The sequence below is a fragment of the Microbacterium sp. WCS2018Hpa-23 genome (genome assembly GCF_031843845.1).
Lineage (GTDB): Bacteria > Actinomycetota > Actinomycetes > Actinomycetales > Microbacteriaceae > Microbacterium.
The window spans coordinates 153,322-174,900 of the sequence record NZ_JAVTIZ010000009.1 but is presented as its reverse complement, the minus strand read 5'-3'; the positions used below and the strand labels follow the sequence as shown (position 1 = coordinate 174,900).

The window sequence follows — 21,579 nt, the reverse complement described above, 5'->3', positions numbered from 1 at the left end:
TCAGGAGAAGATCATCGGCAGGTCGTCGTCGTCTTCTTCAGCGCCGCCGAGATCGAACTCGACGACCACGGGGACGTGGTCGCTCGGCTGCTCGCCCTTGCGCTCGTCGCGGTGGATCGAGGCGCCGGTGACCGCATCCGCAAGCGTCTTCGAGCCGAGGACGAAGTCGATGCGCACGCCCTCGTTGCGTGGGAACTTCAGGCGCTGGTAGTCCCAGTAGGTGAATCCCTCGGGGATCAGCGGTCGCACCACGTCGGTGAGGCCCGCATCGGCGAACGCGAAGAACGCCTGACGCTCCTGCGGGGAGACATGCGTCGAGACGCCCTCGACGATGTCGGGGTCGCCGTTGTCCTTGTCGAACGGGATGATGTTGAAGTCGCCGACCAGTGCGAGCGGCAGATCGGGGTTCGCCGACAGCTCGGCGGCGGTAGCCTTCTTCAACTCCTCGAGCCAGTGCAGCTTGTAGGCGTAGTGCGGGTCATCGAGCGAGCGGCCGTTCGGCACGTACAGGCTCCACACGCGCACGCCGTCGACGAGCACGCCCAGCGCTCGCGCCTCGAGCGGAGCATCCGGCCCCTCGTGCCCCTTGGCGAACCCAGGCATGCCGTCGAACGCGGTGCGCACGTCGGTGATCGGCAGGCGGCTCGCGATCGCGACGCCGTTCCACTGATTCAGGCCGTGCACCTCGACGTGGTAGCCGGCCTCTTCGAACGGCCCGTACGGGAACTGCTCGGGCTTGCACTTGATCTCCTGCATCGCCAGCACGTCGATGTCCTCGCGGACGGCGAACTCGACGGTGCGGGTGACACGGGTGCGGATGGAGTTGACGTTCCAGGTGGCCAAGCGCATGCGTCAAGCCTAGGGCCCACCTCCTACACTGGATGCCGTGACCGCACTCGACGCAGACCGCCAGACCCTCCTCGACCTGATCAAGGACGAGGCGGTGTTCCACGGAGACTTCACGCTCTCGAGCGGCAAGAAGGCGACGTATTACGTCGACATGCGCAAGCTGACGCTCGATCACCGCGCGGCTCCCGCCATCGGGCGCATCATGCTCGACCTGATCGGCGACCTCGACGTCGTCGCGGTCGGGGGCCTGACTCTCGGGGCCGATCCCATCGCCAACTCGGTGCTGCACGCGTCGGTCGCCGCCGAGAAGCCGCTCGACGCCTTCGTCGTGCGCAAGGAGCCCAAGGACCACGGCCGAGGCCGCCAGATCGAGGGCGCCGACGTCAAGGGCAAGCGCGTCGTCGTGCTCGAAGACACCTCGACGACCGGCCAGTCGGCGCTCAAGGCCGTCGAGGCGCTGCGCAAGGAGGGTGCCGAGATCGTCGCCGTCGCCGTGATCGTCGACCGCAAGACCGGTGCCCAGGCCGCGATCGAAGCCGAGGGCCTCGAATGGCGTGCGGCCTTCGACCTCGACGACCTCGGACTCGACCCCCAGTGACCCGCTACGCCCTGGCTGTCGACGTCGGCGGCACCAAGATGGAGGCCGCGCTCGTGAGCGAGCATGGCGAGCTGGTCGACGGCAGTCGTTCGCGCCAGGCGACCGGTCGCGAGGCGACGATCGAGTCGCTCGACGCCGCCGTGCTCGCGATCGTGACGCACGCCCTCGCCGCTCTTCCCGCGGATGCAGAGTTCGTGGGCGCGGGTGCAGGCAGTGCCGGTCCCATCGACCGCGGCGCCGGAGCGATCATGCCGGTGAACATGCCGCTCGCCCGTGGTTTCGGACTCGCGGAGTCCGTGCGCTCAGCGGCATCCGAAGTTCTCGGCCGCGAAGTGCCGACCACGCTCGGCCACGACGGCGGCGCGCTCGCTCTCGCCGAGTCGTGGCTGGGCGCCACGCAGGATGCCGGTGCGTCACTCTCGATCGTCGTCTCGACCGGTGTCGGCGGAGGTTTCGTCGTGAACGGCGCGTACATCCCCGGTGCCACCGGCAACGCCGGCCATCTCGGTCAGGTGCGCCGCGAGGGCGGCCTCACTCTCGAGGAGATCGCTTCGGGGCCTGCGAGCGCCGCCTGGGCGCAGCAGCAGGGCTGGACCGGAGCGACGGGCGAGGACCTGGCACGCGATTCCGCTGCCGGTGACGCGGTCGCGCGCGCCGCGATCGAGCGGTCGGCGAAGGCGGTGGGCGAAGCGCTCGCTGACGCGGCGACCCTCGTAGACCTCGACATGGTCGCGATCGGCGGCGGGTTCTCGCGGGTGTCCGCCGACTACATCGATCTCGTGCAGCAGGCGCTCACGGCCAGTGCCGCGCACGAGTACTCGCGTCGCACCCGAGTGGTGCGCTCGGGGCTCGGTGACGAGGGGCCGCTCATCGGCGCCGCGGCACTCGTCCTGCGCTGACTCGCTACTCAGCGGGCGGCGACGATCAGGTGACGCTGCGGCCCTTCGATGCGGGCCATCGCGATCTTGAGTTCGGTGACGTCGGCGGCGACTCCGTCGATGCGTGAGGTGAGTTTGTCTCCGACTCCGTCGATGCGTGCGGTGAGTTTCTCCTCGACTCCGTCGATGCGTGCCGTGAGTTTCTCCTCGACTCCGTCGATGCGTGCGGTGAGTTTCTCTTCGACTCCGTCGATGCGTGCGGTGAGTTTCTCCTCGACTCCGTCGATACGCACCCCGAGCCTCTGTTCCACTCCGTCGATACGCACCCCGAGCGACGTCTCGACGCCGACGAGATCGGTGCGGAGGGAGTCGGATCTGCGGATGCACCAGGCGAAGCCCGCGAACATGAGGCTGCCCTGCGTCAGCAGGAGGCCGACGGCGCTGAGGACGATCGTGATGAGCTCTGCGGACACGAACATGCTCCCATTCTGCGGGTGGAGGGTGGGGTCTCGCAGAATGCTACGTACGTCACGGACAGGGGGCGGTGCGATGGCGAGCGCGGCGTCGACCAGAGTGGACTACTCGTTCAGGTGATCATCGGTGCAGAAGAGATCCACCGGTTCCGTTCGCCTCCCTAACAAAAGCGGCATACGCTCGTAGCAGGCGACGGAAGGAACACGCATGCGCGTACTCGGACTGCTCTCAGGCACCTCACACGACGGCATCGACGTCACGGTCGTCGATTTCGACGAGAGCGACGGAGCGCTACGCGGCACCGTTCTGCACGAGGACAGCGTTCCGTACGACCCCGAACTGCGGGCTCGCCTCGTCGCTGCGCTGCCGCCCGCACCCACGACATTCGCCGAGGTCTGCGAGCTCGACACCCTGATCGGCCAGGCCTTCGCCGAGGTCGCCGCATCCGCATCCGCCGCGGTCGGGGGAGTGCACGCCGTGTGCACCCACGGTCAGACGGTCTTCCACTGGGTCGACGAGGGGCACGCGCTCGGCACTCTGCAGATCGGTCAGCCCGCATGGATCGCCGAGCGCGTGGGCGCTCCCGTCGTCTCCGATGTCCGGATCCGCGACATCACTGCCGGCGGCCACGGTGCGCCCCTGGTGTCGTTCCTCGACGAACTGCTGCTGCGCGGCCGCGCGGGAGTCTCGGCTGCGGTGAATCTCGGCGGCATCGCGAACATGACAGTCGTAGGCCCGGACGGGCTCTCGGCGTATGACATCGGGCCGGCGAACGCGCTGGTCGACGCGGTCGTCGTGGCCGAAGGACTGAACGATTGCGGGTACGACGCGGATGCCGCCATCGCGCGCACCGGCGCCGTCGACGAGGATCTCCTCGCAGCTCTTCTCGCCGACCCGTACTACTCCCTCGCGGCGCCCAAGAGCACCGGCAAGGAGCACTTCCACCTCGACTACGTGCGTGCGCACGTCGATCGCCTCACGGGCTCCTCGGGTCGCGCGCTCTCCGTCCCCGATCTCGTGCGGACCCTCACCGAGCTGACTGTGCGCACGGTCACGCAGGACGTCCTGGCTGCGGGCATCCGCTTCCTCGCGGTCTCAGGCGGCGGATGCCACAACCCGCTGATCATGCAGGGGCTCCGCGCCGCCCTCCCGGATGTCGAGGTCGTGCTCGCCGACGCGCTCGGCGCCCCGGTCGACAGCAAGGAGGCGATCCTGTTCGCGCTGATCGGCTGGTGCACGATGCACGGCGTGGCCGCGGTGACGCCCGGAGGCACAGGAGCGCGCGAGCCGCGCATCCTCGGCACGATCACGCCTGGCACAGGGCCGCTGCGGATGCCGGAACCGGTCGAGCGTGTTCTCAGCCTGACCCTGCGCTGACAGGTCGAAGATCAGCCGCGCTCAGCGCTTGCGGTCGTCGTCGTCCCAGGGGCCTTCCCACCAACCGGCGCGGCCTTGGCCCTCGTCACCTCCGCCGCGACGGCGTGAGCGCCAGAACTGCACGACGAACACCGTCAGCGTGCTGAGGAGGATCAGGAAGACCACCAGGAAGAGCACATCGGACTGGTTCATGGACGTTTCCCCTCCGCGGCATCCGCCACGATCTTGGCGATCCGCGCCGCGCGCGTCTCTGCGCGCTTCGCCATCGCGATGTGTGTGAGGCCGAATTTCTTGACCGACTTCGGGAACGCATCCCAGTTCGCGCGCGCGGCGGTCACGGCATCCAACGCCTCGGCCAGCTCGACGGGCTCGATGCCCGCCTCGGGGCCGTCGAGCACGGTCCAGGACCCGTCGGCCTTCGCGGCCTCGAGCACGCGGATGCCGGCCGGGGCAAGCAATCCGGCGGTCGCGAGGTCGATCAGACGCGCCTTGTTCGTCGCCGCCCACCCGCTGCCGCGGCGTCGGGGTGAGAACCACTGCCCGACGGTCTGATCGTCGAAGGTGCGCACCGGGCCGTCGATCCACCCGAAGCACAGCGCCTGGCGCACGGCATCCTCGTATCCGACGCCGTCCGCGCGGGTGCCTCGAACGCTCAGCAGCCAGACTCCGGCGGTGCGCTCGTGATGCTCCTCGAGCCAGGCGCGCCAGACGGCAGCATCGGCTGCCGCGAAACGCTCTCCCTCGTCGAGCGCGCCCATGTCAGTCCTCGTCGAGCGTCGGGATCGACTCGGTGACGGTCGGAAGCAGATCGGCGACCGAGTCGACGATCTCGTCGGGGCGGAACGGGTACTTCTCGACCTCGGCCTGGTCGCTGATGCCGGTCATCACCAGCACGGTGTGCAGGCCCGCCTCGATGCCGGCGATGATGTCGGTGTCCATGCGGTCGCCGATCATGCCCGTCTTCTTGGAGTGCGCGCCGATCTTGTTCAGGGCCGAGCGGAACATCATCGGGTTCGGCTTGCCGACGACGTACGGCTCCTTGCCGGTGGCCTTGGTGATGAGGGCGGCGATCGCGCCGGTCGCCGGCATCACGCCGTCGGCCGACGGGCCCGTGGCGTCGGGGTTGGTGACGATGAAGCGCGCGCCCCTGATGATGAGGCGGATCGCCTTGGTGATCGCCTCGAACGAGTAGTTGCGGGTCTCGCCGACGACCACGAAGTCGGGGTTCGTCTCGGTCATGATGAACCCCGCCTCGTGCAGGGCGGTCAGGATGCCGGCCTCGCCGATCACGAAGGCCGAGCCCCCCGGCAGCTGCTGCGCGAGGAAGTCGGCGGTGGCGAGGGCCGAGGTCCAGATGCGCTCCTCGGGCACGGTCAGGCCGCTGGCACGCAGGCGGGCGGAGAGGTCGCGCGCGGTGAAGATCGAGTTGTTCGTCAGCACCAGATACGGGATCTCGTTCTGCTCCCATCCGGCGAGCAGCTCGGCGGCTCCGGGAATGGCGTCGTTCTCATGGACGAGCACGCCGTCCATGTCGGTCAGCCAGCATTCGATGTCATCGCGGTGTGCCATGTGCACAGCCTATTGGCCCGCGGTTACGGGCAGGTGTCAGGTTCGAGCGGACGACCCGGAACCGCTCAGGCGCTGAGCCAGACGACCTCGGACGCACCCTCGGGGAGGGCCGTCTGCGCGCCGCCGAGCTCGATGCCGGATGCCGTGATCGTGACGGTCGCGGCGACAGTGACGCCGGCCGCCTCCAGCGCCCGCAGCAGCTCGGGGTCGCGGTCTTCGACGCGCAGCACCCGGCCGGTGTGGCCGGTCGGCGCATCGGCGAGCAGGACGAAGGGCTCGCGGTCGACCGCGCCGTTCGCATCGGGGATCGCATCGCCGTGCGGGTCGAAACGGGGTCGTCCGAGTCGCGCATCGATGCCCTCGAGCAGTCGGTCGCTGATCGTGTGCTCGAGCACCTCGGCCTCGTCGTGCACCTCGTGCCAGCCGTAGTCGAACTCCTGCACGAGCCAGGTCTCGATCAGCCGGTGGCGGCGCACCATCGCCAGGGCGCGCTGTGTTCCGGCATCCGTCAATCGCACCGCGCCGTAGGGCACGTGCGAGACGAGCCCGGCGGCCGCGAGCTTCTTCACCATCTCGGTCACCGACGAGGGAGCGATGCCGAGCTTCGCCGCGAGCACCGAGGGGGTGATCGGCGCGTCCTGCCACTCGGTATGCGCGTAGACGGTCTTGAGGTAGTCGTCTGCTGCCGGGGATGCCACGGGTCCAGCCTAGATCAGGGGTGCGCTGTACTCAGGGGTGCGCTGTACTCAGGGGTGCGCTGGGCTCAGGGGTTGGCGACGTCGACGAGGATGCCGAAGGCGACCTGGCCGGCGAAGAAGACGATGAGGAATCCGAGCAGTGCGGCGAAGAGCGAGATCCGCCCGTCGAACCCTTCGAGCTCGGCGATCCCGATCTTGCGGGCGCGGAAGGCCAGGACGAGCGTGGCGATCCCCAGCGCGAGCTGCACCCAGGGGCCGCCGACGGGCAGCACGGTGGGGAAGGCGACGAGGAGTCCGCCGATCACGCCGGTCGCGATTCCGATCCAGGTGAGGATGCGGACGGAGCGGCGCGCGGTTTCGGCAGACATGACTTCGAGCCTAATCGCCGACGGGGGCTGTGAATCGTCGCAATCTGCGGGGATTCCTTGACGGGCCACGGTAGGGCAGGTAGCTTCGAGCGGGCACGGGAAAACGCTATCCGAACGAGCTCGATGCTCAGAGAAGGATTTCGACGATGAATATCCGACACCATTCGTTCCGCGCCGTCGTGGCGGTGGCCGCCGCCGGCTGCCTCCTCGCCGGGGGCGCGCAGAGTGCGGGAGCCGTCACCTCAGACGGTCCCGTCACCGGCCGCCACGACCCCGGATCCAGCGGACCGCAGCTGGAGGCTCTCGACCGTGGCCTCGTCGCCGTCTCGACCGCCGACGGCGTCTTCCTCAGCTGGAGGCTGCTGGCCACCGAGGCGACCGGCGCGACCGACACAGGTCTCGCCGGCCCCGACTTCGCCGTCTACCGCGACGGCGCGAAGATCGCGACCGTCACCGACAGCACGAACTACGCGGATGCCGACGGGACCGCGACCTCGGAGTACTCCGTGGTCCCGATCGTGAACGGCGTCGAGCTGACGGCATCCGCCTCGGCATCCGTCACCGCCTGGGCCGAGGGGCACTACGACCTGCCGCTCCAGAAGCCCGCCGACGGCGTCACCCCGAAGGGGGAGGCGTACACATACTTGGCGAACGACGTCTCGGTCGGCGACGTCGACGGCGACGGGCAGTACGAGTACGTCGTGAAGTGGGATCCCTCAAACTCGAAGGACGTCTCGCAGCGCGGCTACACGGGCCCGGTCTATCTCGACACCTACGAGCTCGACGGCACCCTGCTGAACCGTCTCGACCTCGGCGTGAACATCCGCGCGGGCGCGCACTACACGCAGTTCCTCGTCTACGACTTCGACGGCGACGGGCGATCCGAGACGATGCTGAAGACGGCGCCCGGCACGAAGTCGGTGCAGTTCGCGGCCGACGGCTCGGTGGCGAGCGAGTCGTACATCACGCTCCCCAAGCCCGACCGCAAGGCCGGCTACTCGAACGACGACGACTACCGCCTCAGTGCCGCCGACTACGAGGCGCACCTGGTCGAGATGTTCCTCGGCTGGAGCGAGCGCGACGAGGTCGTGTCCGGTCAGTGGCCGGCCACTCTCGAAGAGGCATGGGGCATGCCCGTGACTCACGAGTACCCGCTGTCTCCTGAGGCCGCTCAGGAGCTCGCCACCACCTTCATCGACGTCTACGCACCCAGTCGCAGCGCGCGCAACCTGCTGCGCGAGTTCGAGGGCTTCATCGTCGACGGCCCCGAATACCTCACGGTCTTCGACAGCGCGACCGGCACGGAGCTGCAGACCATCCCATATCCGACCGAGCGAGGGGACGACGGACTGCTGTGGGGCGACTACGCGATGTCGCGCATCGAGCCGGCCAACCGCGTCGATCGATTCCTGGCCGGTGTCGGATACCTCGACGGACAGCATCCGTCGGCCGTGTTCGCTCGCGGGTACTACACGCGCACGACCGTCGCCGCCTTCGATTGGGACGGCAAGCGTCTGACGCAGCGCTGGGATGTCGACAGCGGCCACGCGCCCATGTCGAACCCTTTCAACGACTCGCCGCACGGCCGAGACGGCACCGACCCCGAGTTCGGCACGATCACGACTCAGGGCGATCACTCGCTGAGCTTCGCCGACGTGGATGCCGACGGAAAGCAGGAGCTCGTCTACGGATCGGCGACCATCGACGATGACGGCAGCCTGCTGTACAGCTCGTTCGACGTGCTGCCTGAGGGCAGTGCCGACCCCGGCGCGACCGTGCGACTCGGCCACGGAGACGCGATGCACGTGACCGACATCGATCAGAACCGCCCCGGCCTCGAGATCTGGACCGCCCACGAGGGCGCGACCAGTGCGCCGTACGGTTCCGTGATGCGCGACGCCGCGACCGGGGAGTCGCTCTTCGGCGCCTACTCCGGCCGTGACACGGGTCGAGCGATGATCGGCGACGTGCGACCGGATGTGCCCGGCATCGAGGTGTGGTCGAGCATGCCCGGCGGCACCGAGGGCAGCGGCCTTCTCAGTGCGACCGGTGAGGTGCTGCAGGCCGAGACGCCTGGCACGAACATGTCGATCCGTTGGGCGGGAGACATGACCACCCAGCTCGTCAACGGCAGCGGCGACCAGACGCCCACGATCGACGACTGGACGCGGGGCACCGTGCTGACCGCCACCGGCACGCTGACCAACAACGGCACCAAGGGCAACCCCTCGCTGGTCGCCGACGTGCTGGGTGACTGGCGGGAGGAGCTGCTCGTGCGCACGGCCGACTCGAGCGCACTGCGGTTCTTCACGACCACCGAGCCCACGGCGCACAAGCTCACGACCCTCATGCATGACGTGCAGTACCGGGTCGAGACCGCTCGTCAGCAGACGACGTACAACCAGCCGGCGTACACCTCGTTCTATCTCGCGAGCGACCTCGACTGGGCGAACGTCCCGGTGCTGACGACGCCGACGACGCCGAAGGCTCCGACCTTCACCGACAAGCCGGGCACCGCTCGCGACGAGGTGAAGGTGCCGACGAACGTGAAAGGCATCACGTACTACGTGAACGGCGAGAAGGTCGAAGCGCGCAACGGAAAGGTGCGCGTCACCGGTGAGGTGACCGTCGTCGCAGTGCCGGATGCCGGCTACCGCATCGCCGACGGCGCCGACTCGACGTGGACGGAGACCCTCCGCAAGCGCTGAGCACTCGTGCGGTGATAGACCGCCGCCCCGAGCCGAATCTTCCCGTGCCGGCTCGGGGCGGTTCTGTCTTGTCCCTCGAGTGCTGCTCCTGCTCCCGCGTGCGCGCCTCTGCGCCGCCTCAGGCGCCGGTCAGCACCAGCCAGAGCAGGGCGCCGTTGAGAGCGATGAGCAGCACCGACGCCACGACGCCCGCCGCCGTCGTCCACACCCGGTTCACCCAGGGGCCGAGCGTGCGGCGCTGGGCGGTGAGCGCGACGAGCGGAATCAGGGCGAACGGGATGCCGAACGACAGCACGACCTGGCTGAGCACGAGGGCCAGGGTCGGATCCACTCCGACGCCGAGAATCACGAGCGCCGGAATCAACGTCACCAGGCGTCGAGCGAGCAGCGGGATGCGCACGTGCAGCAGGCCGTGCATGATCTCGGCTCCCGCGTACGCGCCGACCGAGGTCGAGGCGAGGCCCGAGGCGAGCAGGCCCACCGCGAAGAATGTCGCCACGACGGGGCCGAGCCCGGCGGCCAACGCGGCATGGGCACCCTCGAGCGAATCGGTGCCCTCGACGCCGGCGAGGTTCGCGGCGGCGAGCAGCAGGATGCCGAGATTCACAGTGCCCGCGATCACCATCGCGATCGAGACGTCCCAGCGGGTCGCTGTGAGCAGGCGGCGGATGCGCGAGGTCTCGGTGCGCGCGGCCTCGGTCGGGGCGTGCGCTGCCGCCGAGCCGAATCGGTCTCGTGTCAGCGACGAGTGGGCGTAGATCGCGTGCGGCATGATGGTCGCGCCGAGAATGGATGCCGCGAGCAGCACCGACCCCGTGTCCTCGAAGCGGGGCACGAGCCCTGCGACCACGCTCGCCGCGTCCGGCGGGGCGACGAAGAGCCCGGCGACGAAGCCGACCGTGATGATCACCATGAGCCCGATGATCACGAACTCGAAGGGTCGAGCGCCGCGCCGGCTCTGCACCGTGAGCAGGATCATCGACACCGCCCCGGTGATGACCCCTCCGAGGAGCAGGGGGATGTCGAAGAGCAGGTAGAGCGCGACCGCGCCGCCGATGACCTCGGCCAGGTCGGTCGCCATCGCGACGAGCTCGGCCTGCAGCCAATACGCCCGTCGAGCCCACGGCCGCGTGAGCCGCGTGCCGAGCACCTCGGGGAGGCTCTGCCCGGTGACCACTCCGAGCTTCGCCGAGAGGTACTGGATCAGCCACGCCATGACGTTTCCGGCGACGACGACCCACACGAGCAGGTAGCCGTACTGGGCTCCGGCGGTCATGTTGCTGGCGACGTTGCCCGGGTCGAGGTAGGCGACGCCCGCGACCAGGGCGGGGCCGAGCAGCCACAGGCTGCGGGGTGCGGCGGCGCGGGCTGAGGGGGCGACCTCGTCGAGCGCGACATTTTTAGGCATGCCGAAATCGTAGCGGATTTTTCGGCACACCTAAATATGGTGTCCGTCGTGTGGCGGATAGCCTGGCGGAATGGATGAGCAGGCGCCCGCGGCAGCAGCGGAGACAGGCGGATCGTCGGCGCAGCCCGGATACGGGGTGGGGCCGTGGCCCGGGGGCGAGTCGGAATGGCCCGAGGGCGAGCAGTACGATCCCGAGCTGCTTGCGGCGGGTGACACGCGCAACGTGATCGATCGCTACCGCTACTGGCGGATGGAGGCGATCGTCGCCGACCTCGATACGCAGCGGCATCCGTTCCACGTCGCGATCGAGAACTGGCAGCACGACATGAACATCGGTTCGATCGTGCGCAGCGCCAACGCGTTCCTCGCCGACACCGTGCACATCATCGGGCGCCGCCGCTGGAACAAGCGCGGCGCCATGGTCACCGACCGATACCAGCACGTCGTGCACCACGAGGACGTCGAGACGTTCGCCGAATGGGCGGCGGCCGTCGGCATCCCGATCATCGCCGTCGACAACGTCGACGGCGCCGTGCCCGTGGATCGCGCCGAGCTGCCGCAGGCCTGCGTGCTGCTGTTCGGGCAGGAGGGTCCGGGGCTCTCGGATGCCGCGCTCGCCGCAGCATCCGCGCACGTCGAGATCACCCAGTACGGTTCGACGCGATCGATCAACGCGAGCGCGGCGGCCGCCGTGATCATGTACGAGTGGTGCCGGAGATACGCGGGCTGACAGGTGTCGCATGCTCCTCTCGACAAGGCTCGGTCACGGGCGTAGCGTGAGTGCCGATCCGAGGAGGCTGCCATGGCAGAGATCAGTCCCATCCGCCCGTTCCTCTGGTTCGACGGTCGGGCGCAGGAGGCGATGGAGTACTACGTCTCGGTGTTCCCGAACTCGTCGATCGACCAGGTGGTGCTCTACCCCGACGAATCGCTCGATCGACATTTCGAGGGCATGAGCGGCAAGGTGCTCAACGGGGAGTTCACCCTGAACGGCACACCGTTCGGCTGCCTCGACGGCGGACCCGAGTTCGCCTTCAACGAGTCCATCTCGTTCGTGATCGGCTGTGCGGATCAGGACGAGATCGATCGCTATTGGGCGGCGCTCTCTGCCGTGCCCGAGTCCGAGGCCTGCGGCTGGTGCAAGGACAGGTTCGGGGTCAGCTGGCAGGTCGTGCCGGCGGGCCTCGATCTGCTGCAGCAGCGGCCGGAGCAGATCCAGGCGCTCATGCACATGAAGAAGATCGTGATCGCCGACCTCGAGAACGCCTGATCCCTGACAGGTCAGTCTCTGCGACGATCGTGCAGTCTCAGATGCCGGCCGAGATCCAGCGCCCTGATCGCACGCGCCAGCCGAGGGTGCCGAGCCGTGCGAGCAGATAGACGCCGAAGAACACGACGGCGAGCCAGATGAGACCGGCGGCGCCGTCGACCCCCGTCGCGGCGATGATCCACAGCGCAGGCAGGAACGGCAGGAGGTTGAGCACGCCCGCGAGCGCGAGGTAGCGGGCATCGTTCGCGCCCATGAGAACGCCGTCGAGCACGAACACGACGCCCGCGATCGGCTGGGCGACCGCCAGGATCAGGAGCGCCGGCTGCACGAGGGCGGCGACCGTCGGGTCACCCGTGAACACGATGCCGAGCACGCCTGAGAGCGCCGCGATGAGCGCACCGACCACGACGCCGAACCATGCGCCCCAGGCGACGGTGCGCCTGAGAACGCGGTGTACCTGGAGCTCATCACCTGCGCCGAGCTCCTTGCCGATCAGCGCCTGCGCGGCGATCGCCAGAGCATCGAGGGCGAAGGCCGCCGCCGAGAAGATCGTGAACACGATCTGCCAGCCGGCGAGCTCGTCCGTGCCGATGCCCGTGGCCACGGCGACGGTTACGAGGAGAGCCGCCCGCAGGCTCACCGTGCGCAGGAACAGCCAGCCGCCCGAACGCGCAGTGCTGCCCATGCCCTCCCTGCGTGCTCGCAGTGAGGCGTCGTGCTTCACGGCGAGACGGCGGATCACCAGCACGTAGGCACCGACCATGCCCCACTGCGCGACGACGGTTCCGGCTGCCGAACCGGCGATGCCCCAACCGAACCCGTAGATGAACACGACGTTGAGCAGCGCGTTCGCGCCGAACCCCAGGCCCGCGATCCACAGGGGCGTCATGGTGTCCTGCATGCCGCGCAGCAGCCCCGTGGCAGCGAACACGATCAGCATGGCGGGGAGACCCCACATCGAGACGATGAGGTAGTCGTTCGCCTGGGCGGCCACGGCATCGGTCGCGCCGAACAGCGACACGAGCCACGGGGAAGACGCAGCGCCCGCCGCGGCGAGCACGGCTCCGATCGCGAGCGCCAGCCACATGCCGTTGATGCCGACCGAGACGGCTTCGCCCGGCCGTCCGGCGCCGAAGAGCCGAGCCACCGCAGGGGTGGTCGAGTAGGCGAGGAAGACCATGAGGCCGACGATCGTCTGCAGCACGGCTCCGGCGATGCCGAGGCCCGCGAGCGGGGTGGTGCCGAGGTGCCCGACGAGGGCGGCGTCGACGATGAGGAACGCCGGTTCGGCGATCAGCGCGCCGAGGGCGGGGACGGCGAGGCGCAGGATCTCACGATTGAGGGTGCGCTCGGTCATCCTCCGAGCCTATGGGCTGGTGCCGACAGTGCTCGCTGCGCCGTTCCGGTCGTACGCTGGGAGCACTCGGATGGCACGGGAGGTGCATCATGACGGATCCGCGCGAAGCCGCGGCGCGATATCGCGCGCGACAGCAGAGCGAGAGTTCGGAGGAGGATGCCGAGTCCGGCGCCGCTCCGGGGATCGCCGCCGCGACCGATCGGGCGGCGTTCATCGAGACGGCGATCCAGGTCGCGATCCGCCGGGGCGACTTCGACGATCTGCCCGGTGCGGGCAAGCCCCTCGAAGGACTCGGCACGCATCACGACCCGGACTGGTGGATCCGCCGCAAGATCGAGCAGGAGAACCTCACCGGACTCGGCCCGCCGGCCATCCTGCTGCGCACCGAGGACCGCGAGCTCGACGACCAGCTCGACCTGCTGGGGCGCGAGGCAGACGTGCGCGACGTGCTCGTGGACTTCAACAGGCGTGTCATCGAGGCCCGCCGTCAACTGCAGGGCGGGCCTCCCGTCGTCACGGAACCTCGCGACATCGACGCCGAGATCGCGGCCTGGGCCGACAGGCGGGCGGCGAGATTCGCCGCCCGCGCCACGGAGGCACCGGAGCAGCCGCGGCGTCGGCGGTTCGGCATCCGTCGCAGGGGCTGAGACCGCAGGGCGTCATACTGCAGGGCGTCCGTCCCTTTCCTCCCGAATGTCGGAGCGACGCATAGGCTGTTCGCATGACAGACGTGCTTCCCTCCGGCCTCGAGACCTCCGAGTTCAGCTCCGACATCCGCCCGCAGGACGACCTCTATCGTCACGTCAACGGCGCGTGGCTCGCGCGCACCGAGATCCCGGGCGACAAAGCGCGCTGGGGGTCGTTCCACCTGCTCGCCGAGCAGGCCGAGAAAGACGTCAGGGCGATCATCGAGGAGTCGCAGGATGCCGAGGACGGCACTCTCGCACGCAAGATCGGCGACCTGTTCGCGAGCTTCATGGACACCGACCGCATCGCGGCGGCCGGTGTCACGCCGCTCGCCGAGACCCTCGCCGAGATCGACTCCATCGACGGCGTCCCGGCCTTCCTCCGCACGGTCGGCGCATACGACCGCGACGGCCGCGCGCACCTGATCGGCTTCTACGTCGACGGCGACCCCGGCAACCCCGAGCGCTACCTCCCCGTCGTCGTGCAGTCGGGCCTCTCGCTCCCCGACGAGAGCTACTTCCGCCTCGACACGTTCGCCGAGACGCGTGCGGCGTACCGCGCCCATCTCGAGCGACTGCTGTCGCTCGCCGGCATCCCGGAAGCGGCAGGCACCGCCGACCGCGCGATCGCGCTCGAGACCGAGCTCGCCGGTCACCACTGGGACAACGTGAAGAGCCGCGACGCCGTCGCGACCTACAACCTCAAGTCCTGGGCCGAGCTCCAGGAACTCGCCGGCGTCGACCTCGAGCCGTGGCGCGACGCCGTCGCCCCCGAGCACCCCGAGGCGTTCTCCGAGATCGTCGTCTCCCAGCCGAGCTTCCTCGAGGGCCTCGGCACGCTTCTCGTCGCCGAGCGCCTCGACGACTGGAAGGCGTGGCTGCGCGCGCAGGTCGTGCACGCCGCAGCTCCCTACCTCACCGATGACTTCGTTCAGGAGAACTTCTCGTTCTACGGCACCGAGCTCACCGGCGTCCCGACGATCCGCGAGCGCTGGAAGCGCGGCGTCTCGGTCACCGAGAGCGCGCTGAGCGAGGCGATCGGCAAGGTCTACGTCGAGCGCCACTACCCGCCGACGGCGAAGGCCGCGATGGACGAGCTCGTCGCGAACCTCATCGAGGCATATCGCCGGAGCATCACCGACCTCGAGTGGATGACCGCCGAGACCCGAGAGCGCGCCCTTGCGAAGCTCGACTCGTTCACCCCCAAGATCGGTCACCCCACGGTCTGGCGCGACTACTCGAGCCTCGTCATCGACCGCGACGACCTGTTCGGCAACGTGCGGCGTGCGGCGATCTTCGAGCACGACCGCAACGTCGCGAAGGTCGGAAAGCCGATCGACCGTGACGAGTGGCACATGCCTCCGCAGATGGTCAACGCGTACTACAACCCGTCGATGAACGAGATCGTCTTCCCTGCGGCGATCCTGCAGTACCCGTTCTTCGACGTCTCCCGCGATGCCGCAGCGAACTACGGCGGCATCGGCGCGGTCATCGGGCACGAGATCGGCCACGGCTTCGACGATCAGGGAAGCCGCTACGACGGCGCCGGCAAGCTCGAGGACTGGTGGACGGATGCCGACCGCGCTGCGTTCGAGGAGCGCACCAAAGCTCTCATCGCGCAGTACGACGAGCTGGTTCCCGAGGGGCTCGACGCCGCGCACCATGTCAACGGCGCCCTCACGATCGGCGAGAACATCGGCGACCTCGGTGGTCTCGGCATCGCGCTGAAGGCCTACGAGCTCTCGCTCGACGGGGCGGAGGCTCCGGTCATCGACGGATACACGGGCGTGCAGCGACTGCTGCTGTCGTGGGCGCAGGTGTGGCAGCAGAAGAGCCGCGACGCCGAGACGCTGCGACTGCTGACGATCGACCCGCACTCGCCCAACGAGTTCCGCTGCAACCAGATCGTCCGCAACATCGACGCCTTCTACGAGGCCTTCGACGTCGCGGAGTCCGACGCCCTCTGGCTGCCGCAGGACTCGCGTGTGACGATCTGGTGAGTCGTCGGTCGTAGCCGAATCCGGTTCCGGGGGTGCCCTGCTTTCTCCTGCATGACGATCTGATGACCAAACATCGGAGTCTGTAGGGCATCCTCACCTGAGGGGGTTACGATATCGATGCTGCGGGGGATGAACCCCGCAGCATCCCGCCAATCCAACCCCCCTTTAAGGATCACGCGTGGGTGCTCCCGAGCCTGTCGAAGGGCCGTCACTGGCCTCGCTGCGCCGCTCTCAGCGGACCAGCCGACGCTTGCCGCGTCGTGCCGCCGCGGGGCGACGCTCGTTTACCTCGACCCTGCAGGCGCTCGAGCAGCTGGCCGATTCCGGCGCGCAGGTCTCTGTGCACGTCGTCGACCTCGACAGTCACGTGCACGTCCTCTCGGGCGACGACCACGTCACGATGCCGATCGCGGGTCTCGGGGTCGTCCCCCTGCTGATCGAGGTGGCCTCGGCGTTCGAGGCAGGAACCCTCGACCCGCTCGAGATCGTCGAACGCAGCGCCGTCGAGTCCGTCTCGAGCTCGGGACTGTGGCGGCACCTGCACGCACCGGCGCTTCCGCTCGAAGACCTCGCCGTGCTCGCGGCGACGGCCGGAGATCCGATCGCGGTCAACGCGCTGTTGCAGCGGGTCGGTCACGACCGCGTGCGCGAGCGCATCGAGGCTCTGGGGCTTCGCCGCACGGCGCTCCTCGACCGGTTCCGCGATGAGCGCGGCCCCGACGACGCGCCTCAGGTGGCCGTCGGCTCCGCGCGGGAGCTCGCCGGTCTCTTCTCGGCCCTCGTGAACTCGCAGGTGGTCGGCGCCTCGGTGAGCGCTCAGGTATCGGAGTGGCTCAGCCTGAACCAGGATCTCAGCCTCGTGGCTGCATCGACCGGGCTCGACCCGTTCGCGCACGACCACGATGCCCACGGCCTCCTGTTCATCAACAAGACCGGGCGCGACCGCGGCGTGCGGGCCGAGGCGGGTGTGCTCGCAGGGCCCCGCGCGGGCATCGCCTACTCACTGATCGTGTGCTTCGACGACCTGTCGATCACGCATCGGCTGCGCGCTCACGACGCCTTCCGCGTGCTCGGCGTCGAACTCATGGAGTACACGCACTGAGTTCCCCGCGGCCGCTCGTCGGCGCGGCTAGCATCGAGGCATGCCCCGCCCCGACTGGACCCCGCATCGCCGCGATGACCGTGAGCTGCTCGGGTGGATCCACCCGGAGGGGGACGCCTGGGTCGCCGTCGATGTGCTCGGCCGTCCGGCATCTGATCCCACGGAGTGGCTCGACCCCGAGGCTGCGCTCGAGGAACGGGGTCTCGCGTGGCTCGCGGATCCGTGGATGCTCGAGGGCGACGCGGAGCGCCCCCTTCGCGTGCGCATCCTCGAGGTCACCCCCGATGAAGCCGGGGTTCCCGGGCGCATCGTGGTGAAGATCGACGACTTCGGCGACGTCACCCGGCCATCCGTGCAGCAGTTCGTGCTCGAGTGGCCGATTCCTGCGCGGTTGCGACCGCCGACGGCGGCCGATCCCGATCCGCGCGTGATCTGACCACGGTCGGATCGGCGCCTACCCCGGGAGCGACGGATGCTGCTCGGCAGCGCGCTGGCGCGGGATGAAGAGCGACAGCACCAGGGCGACGATGCCGGCGGCGATCGCCAGCCAGAAGCACAGATCGAACGCCGCGCGGGTGGGCACGGAGACCCCGCCGACGTCGACGCTCATGGCCGCGAGCACCCCGCCCATCACGGCCGAGGCGCTGGAGGTGCCGACCGAGCGGAAGAGCGCGTTCAGTCCGTTGGAGGCACCCGTCTCGTTGGTCGGCACCGACCGCATGATGATCATCGGCATGGCGGCGAAGGTGAACCCGATGCCGACGCCGATCAGCAGGTTGCCGACCAGGATGTGCCAGACCTCGCTCGACCACAGCAGCACGAAGACGTACGCGAGCACGATCGCACCGGCGCCGACCGTGAACAGGGGGCGGGGTCCGACGGCGCGCTCGAGCCAGCCCGACAGCGGCGAGATCACCATCATCACGAGCCCCGCGGGCATGATGATGAGCGAGGCCGACACCATGTCGAGTCCGAAGCCGGCGCCGGAGGCTGCGGGGCCCTCGAGCAGCTGCGGGAACGTCACGTTCGAGGCGAAGAGCGCGAACCCCATGCCGATCGCGGCGATGTTCGTGAACAGCACCGCAGGTCGCGCGGCGACGCGAAGATCCAGCAGCGGATCCTTCGTGCGCAGCTGGTACCAGCCCCAGATCAGCAGCACGCCGACGCCGCCGATGATGCAGGTGAGCGTCAGCGGAGCGGTCCAGCCCCACTCGGCTCCCCGCGAGACGAAGAGCAGGATGCCGGTGAGGCCGATCGCGAGACCGATCGCGCCGAGCACATCGAGGCGGCCGGGGAAGCGCAGCACGTCCTCGGGGACCACGAGGAGCACGAGGGCGAGGCCGACGACTCCGAGCCCGGCGGCGAGCCAGAACAGCCAGTGCCAGTCGGCGTTCTCGGCGAGGAGGGCGGCCACCGGCATCCCGATCGCACCGCCGACGCCCATCGTGGCGCTCATCAGCGCGACCGCCGTGCCGAGGCGTTCGGGAGGGAGCACGTCGCGCATGATCGCGATGCCGAGAGGCACGACCCCCGTGACGGCGCCCTGCAGCGCACGGCCGATGATGACACCCACGATCGAGCCGGAGAGCGCGGCGATCAGGGAGCCGAGGATGAGGAGCCCGAGCAGGACGATCACCACGCGCCGCTTGCCGTACATGTCGCCGAGGCGGCCCGAGATCGGGGTGGCGACGGCCGCGACGAGCAGCGTGATCGTGACGACCCAGGTGGTGTCCTCGCGAGATGCGTTCAGGAGGCGGGGCAGCTCGGCCTGCAGCGGCACGACCAGCGTGAACATGAACGACGAGCAGAGTCCGGCGAATGCCAGAACCGCGACGATCGCCCACTTCGGAGGTGTTCGGGAGAGTCTTCTGCGCGCGCGATCATCGTTCTCTCCCATCCCTTCAGGCTATCGGCGCCCGCGACACCCGAGGCGCGCGCGGCCCGAACCAGACGCTCTCCAGACGGGCAGTGCCGTCAGTTCACGCCCTTCATGAGCCGCAGCACCGGCTTCACGGCGAAGAGCAGCCCCAGGCCGACCACGATCGCGATGCCGCCGAGGATCGAGAAGTACGGCACCTCGTTCTTCGGATCGTAGAACTGCACGAGCCAACCCGAGATCGCGGTGCCCAGGGCGATCGAGAGGAAGAACAGTGCAACCATCTGCGTGTGGAAGACCTTCGGTGCGAGCTTCGTCGTGACCGACAGGCCGACCGGTGAGATCAGCAGCTCGGCGACCGTGAACACGAACAGGATGCCGACGATCGCGAGCAGTGGAGTGGAGTTCGCACCTCCTCCAGCGAACGGGAGGAAGAGCAGGAAGGCTGCGCCCATGATGATCGCGCCGAGGGCGAACTTCACCGGCGTCGACGGCTGGCGGGTGCCGAGGCGCGTCCAGATCGCCGCGAAGACGCCCGACAGGATGATGATGAACACCGGGTTGATCGACTGCACCCACGAGACCGGCATCTCGAATCCGAAGATGTTGCGGTCGAGGCGCTCGTCCGAATAGACCGTGAGCACGGTGAACTGCTGCTGGTACAGCGACCAGAACGCGACGCTCGTGACGAACAGCGGCAGGAAGCCCCATACCCGCGAGCGTTCGGTGCCGTCGATGCGACGGCTGCTGAGGATCACCGCGAAGTAGGCGACCGCGGCGACGATCGTGCCGATGATCACGATGGTCGACAGGTTGTCGGCCTTGATGACGCCGACGAGAACCAGCACGACGATGAGGGCGATCGCCGCCAGCGCGATGATCGCGACCAGCGGGTACCGCGAGGAGGGGAGCGGGTTGGGCACGCGCCGGGCCTCGTCGGGCAGGGCCCTGCGACCGAACGAGTACTGCACGAGTCCGAGCGTCATCCCGATCGCGGCGAGCCCGAAGCCGTAGTGGAAGCCGAGCGACGACTGCAGGATGCCGGTGAGGATCGGGCCCATGAAGGCGCCGAGGTTGATGCCGAGGTAGAACAGCGAGAAGCCGGCATCCCGACGGGTGTCGTCTGCGCTGTAGAGCGTGCCGACCACCGAGGTCGCGTTCGCCTTGAGCCCGCCCGAGCCGAGGGCGACGAGCACGAGACCGACCCCGACGCCGATGAATCCGGGAAGAAGAGCGAGCGCGATGTGTCCTGCGACGATCACGATCGCGCTGAGGAACAGCACGCGCTCCGAGCCCAGCATCCGGTCGGCGATCCAGGCGCCGAGGATGGTGGAGAGGTAGACCGACCCGCCGTACGCACCGACGATGCCACCGGCGACGGCCTGCGAAAGACCGAGGCCTCCCTCGCTGACCGAGAAGTACAGGTAGATGAGCAGGATGCCCTGCATGCCGTAGAAGCTGAAGCGCTCCCACATCTCGACGCCGAAGATGTGGACGAGCGCCCAGGGCTGCCCGAAGAACCGGCTGTCGGACTTCTCGGCCCTCGTATCGCTGGTTGACATCCCTCCACGGTACGCCCGGTCAGCGTGCGCATCCCAGACCATTCGGGTCACGCGATTCCGAAAACAGCGACCGGAGGGGCAGACTGGGGGCGTGCGAACCATCCGTGATCTGGACACCGTTGAACTCATCATCGACGCGCAGGGCCTGCTCGACTCCATCCGGGGTCCCGAGCGCGTGATCGACGCCGGTACTCTGCGCGCTCTGCAGCAGTCCGGCAATTACGTCGTCGGTCTCTTCGACGCCGAGAACGGCGAAGAGCGGATGGTCGGCGCCTCGATCGCCTTCTTCGGCGCCCCCGGACGCCGGGCGATGCACTCGCACATCACCGCGCTGCTGCCCGAGTACCGCGGGCGCGGCTGGGGCCGGGAACTCAAAGAGCACCAGCGTCAGTGGGCGTTCTCGCGTGATGTCGGTCGCATCACCTGGACGTTCGACCCCCTCGTCGCCCGCAACGCGCACTTCTTCCTCACCGTTCTCGGTGCACGCGTGACCGGATACTCCGTCAACAGGTACGGCATCTTCGGCGGTGGGGATGCAGGAGACGAGAGCGACCGGCTGGATGTCGAATGGGCGCTCGCCGACATCGCGAAGTCCCCGGCATCCGATGCGGTCGTCGAGACGCTGGAGATCCCCTCCGACATCGAGACGATCCGGGTCGAGGATCCGGATGCCGCGCACGAGTGGCGCACCCGCCTTCGCGCGCAGATGGAGGGCCTGCTGAGCAGCGGACTGACCCTGGCGGGCTTCGACGTCGAGAAGGGTTACCTCTTCACGGCGTGAGTCACGGCGTGAGGGACC

The 21,579-nt window shown here is 68.7% G+C and carries 22 protein-coding genes; 11 read left to right on the top strand and 11 right to left on the bottom strand.

Features of this window, described 5'->3' with window-relative positions; translation table 11 throughout:
• Complete coding sequence (locus tag RQG77_RS15895) at window positions 1-849, bottom strand: exodeoxyribonuclease III (RefSeq protein WP_311245610.1); 849 nt, start codon at window positions 847-849, stop codon at window positions 1-3.
• A gap of 37 nt (window positions 850-886) precedes the next feature.
• Here RQG77_RS15895 and pyrE point away from each other — a divergent pair, with 37 nt between their 5' ends.
• Both pyrE and RQG77_RS15885 read left to right on the top strand, forming a co-directional pair.
• Window positions 887-1,447, top strand: a complete 561-nt coding sequence (gene pyrE, locus RQG77_RS15890; protein ID WP_311245609.1) for an orotate phosphoribosyltransferase — start codon at window positions 887-889, stop codon at window positions 1,445-1,447.
• A complete protein-coding gene (locus tag RQG77_RS15885; RefSeq protein WP_311245608.1) occupies window positions 1,444-2,346 on the top strand; it encodes an ROK family protein in 903 nt (300 codons plus the stop codon). The genes pyrE and RQG77_RS15885 overlap by 4 nt, the downstream gene beginning before the upstream one ends.
• Before the next feature lie 8 nt (window positions 2,347-2,354).
• Here RQG77_RS15885 and RQG77_RS15880 read toward each other — a convergent pair whose 3' ends face one another.
• Window positions 2,355-2,804, bottom strand: coding sequence for a hypothetical protein (locus RQG77_RS15880; protein WP_311245607.1), 450 nt, complete (start codon window positions 2,802-2,804; stop codon window positions 2,355-2,357).
• 202 nt (window positions 2,805-3,006) lie between these two features.
• Between RQG77_RS15880 and RQG77_RS15875 the strand changes: the two genes are divergently transcribed.
• Window positions 3,007-4,176, top strand: coding sequence for an anhydro-N-acetylmuramic acid kinase (locus RQG77_RS15875; RefSeq protein ID WP_311245606.1), 1,170 nt, complete (start codon window positions 3,007-3,009; stop codon window positions 4,174-4,176).
• 21 nt (window positions 4,177-4,197) lie between these two features.
• Here RQG77_RS15875 and RQG77_RS15870 read toward each other — a convergent pair whose 3' ends face one another.
• From RQG77_RS15870 to RQG77_RS15850, 5 genes are all read right to left on the bottom strand, one after another.
• Complete coding sequence (locus RQG77_RS15870; RefSeq protein WP_311245605.1) at window positions 4,198-4,368, bottom strand: hypothetical protein; 171 nt, start codon at window positions 4,366-4,368, stop codon at window positions 4,198-4,200.
• Window positions 4,365-4,934 (bottom strand): YdeI/OmpD-associated family protein, encoded by a 570-nt coding sequence (locus RQG77_RS15865; RefSeq protein ID WP_311245604.1) that lies wholly within the window; start codon window positions 4,932-4,934, stop codon window positions 4,365-4,367. The genes RQG77_RS15870 and RQG77_RS15865 overlap by 4 nt, the downstream gene beginning before the upstream one ends.
• 1 nt (window position 4,935) lies before the next feature.
• Window positions 4,936-5,745 (bottom strand): HAD-IIA family hydrolase, encoded by an 810-nt coding sequence (locus tag RQG77_RS15860; protein ID WP_311245603.1) that lies wholly within the window; start codon window positions 5,743-5,745, stop codon window positions 4,936-4,938.
• Between the two features lie 65 nt (window positions 5,746-5,810).
• Complete coding sequence (locus RQG77_RS15855; RefSeq protein ID WP_311245602.1) at window positions 5,811-6,443, bottom strand: metal-dependent transcriptional regulator; 633 nt, start codon at window positions 6,441-6,443, stop codon at window positions 5,811-5,813.
• 65 nt (window positions 6,444-6,508) lie between these two features.
• Window positions 6,509-6,811: a hypothetical protein gene (locus tag RQG77_RS15850; RefSeq protein WP_311245601.1), complete on the bottom strand. Its 303-nt coding sequence runs from the start codon at window positions 6,809-6,811 to the stop codon at window positions 6,509-6,511.
• Between the two features lie 146 nt (window positions 6,812-6,957).
• On the opposite strand from RQG77_RS15850, the gene RQG77_RS15845 reads away from it, so the two are divergent.
• A complete protein-coding gene (locus RQG77_RS15845; protein WP_311245600.1) occupies window positions 6,958-9,519 on the top strand; it encodes a rhamnogalacturonan lyase in 2,562 nt (853 codons plus the stop codon).
• A gap of 118 nt (window positions 9,520-9,637) precedes the next feature.
• Here the strand turns inward: RQG77_RS15845 and RQG77_RS15840 are convergent, their stop codons facing one another.
• A complete protein-coding gene (locus tag RQG77_RS15840) occupies window positions 9,638-10,927 on the bottom strand; it encodes an Nramp family divalent metal transporter (RefSeq protein WP_311245599.1) in 1,290 nt (429 codons plus the stop codon).
• A 70-nt stretch (window positions 10,928-10,997) separates the two neighbouring features.
• On the opposite strand from RQG77_RS15840, the gene RQG77_RS15835 reads away from it, so the two are divergent.
• Window positions 10,998-11,657 (top strand): TrmH family RNA methyltransferase, encoded by a 660-nt coding sequence (locus tag RQG77_RS15835; protein ID WP_311245598.1) that lies wholly within the window; start codon window positions 10,998-11,000, stop codon window positions 11,655-11,657.
• Between the two features lie 72 nt (window positions 11,658-11,729).
• Window positions 11,730-12,197: a VOC family protein gene (locus RQG77_RS15830; protein WP_311245597.1), complete on the top strand. Its 468-nt coding sequence runs from the start codon at window positions 11,730-11,732 to the stop codon at window positions 12,195-12,197.
• A 37-nt stretch (window positions 12,198-12,234) separates the two neighbouring features.
• Here RQG77_RS15830 and RQG77_RS15825 read toward each other — a convergent pair whose 3' ends face one another.
• Window positions 12,235-13,554 (bottom strand): MATE family efflux transporter, encoded by a 1,320-nt coding sequence (locus RQG77_RS15825; protein WP_311245596.1) that lies wholly within the window; start codon window positions 13,552-13,554, stop codon window positions 12,235-12,237.
• An 89-nt stretch (window positions 13,555-13,643) separates the two neighbouring features.
• Between RQG77_RS15825 and RQG77_RS15820 the strand changes: the two genes are divergently transcribed.
• The 4 genes from RQG77_RS15820 (at window position 13,644) to RQG77_RS15805 (ending at window position 17,778) form a co-directional block, all read left to right on the top strand.
• A complete protein-coding gene (locus tag RQG77_RS15820; protein ID WP_311245595.1) occupies window positions 13,644-14,201 on the top strand; it encodes a DUF1992 domain-containing protein in 558 nt (185 codons plus the stop codon).
• A 74-nt stretch (window positions 14,202-14,275) separates the two neighbouring features.
• Window positions 14,276-16,240, top strand: coding sequence for a M13-type metalloendopeptidase (locus RQG77_RS15815; protein ID WP_311245594.1), 1,965 nt, complete (start codon window positions 14,276-14,278; stop codon window positions 16,238-16,240).
• A 178-nt stretch (window positions 16,241-16,418) separates the two neighbouring features.
• Entirely contained in the window at window positions 16,419-17,342 is a 924-nt protein-coding gene (locus tag RQG77_RS15810; RefSeq protein WP_311245593.1) for a serine hydrolase, read from the top strand.
• Between the two features lie 40 nt (window positions 17,343-17,382).
• Entirely contained in the window at window positions 17,383-17,778 is a 396-nt protein-coding gene (locus tag RQG77_RS15805) for a hypothetical protein (protein ID WP_311245592.1), read from the top strand.
• Between the two features lie 18 nt (window positions 17,779-17,796).
• Here the strand turns inward: RQG77_RS15805 and RQG77_RS15800 are convergent, their stop codons facing one another.
• Entirely contained in the window at window positions 17,797-19,239 is a 1,443-nt protein-coding gene (locus RQG77_RS15800) for an MFS transporter (RefSeq protein ID WP_311245591.1), read from the bottom strand.
• Window positions 19,240-19,316: 77 nt separating this feature from the next.
• A complete protein-coding gene (locus RQG77_RS15795) occupies window positions 19,317-20,780 on the bottom strand; it encodes a peptide MFS transporter (RefSeq protein WP_311245590.1) in 1,464 nt (487 codons plus the stop codon).
• 91 nt (window positions 20,781-20,871) lie between these two features.
• On the opposite strand from RQG77_RS15795, the gene RQG77_RS15790 reads away from it, so the two are divergent.
• Complete coding sequence (locus RQG77_RS15790; protein ID WP_311245589.1) at window positions 20,872-21,561, top strand: GNAT family N-acetyltransferase; 690 nt, start codon at window positions 20,872-20,874, stop codon at window positions 21,559-21,561.
• Window positions 21,562-21,579 lie beyond the last annotated feature (18 nt).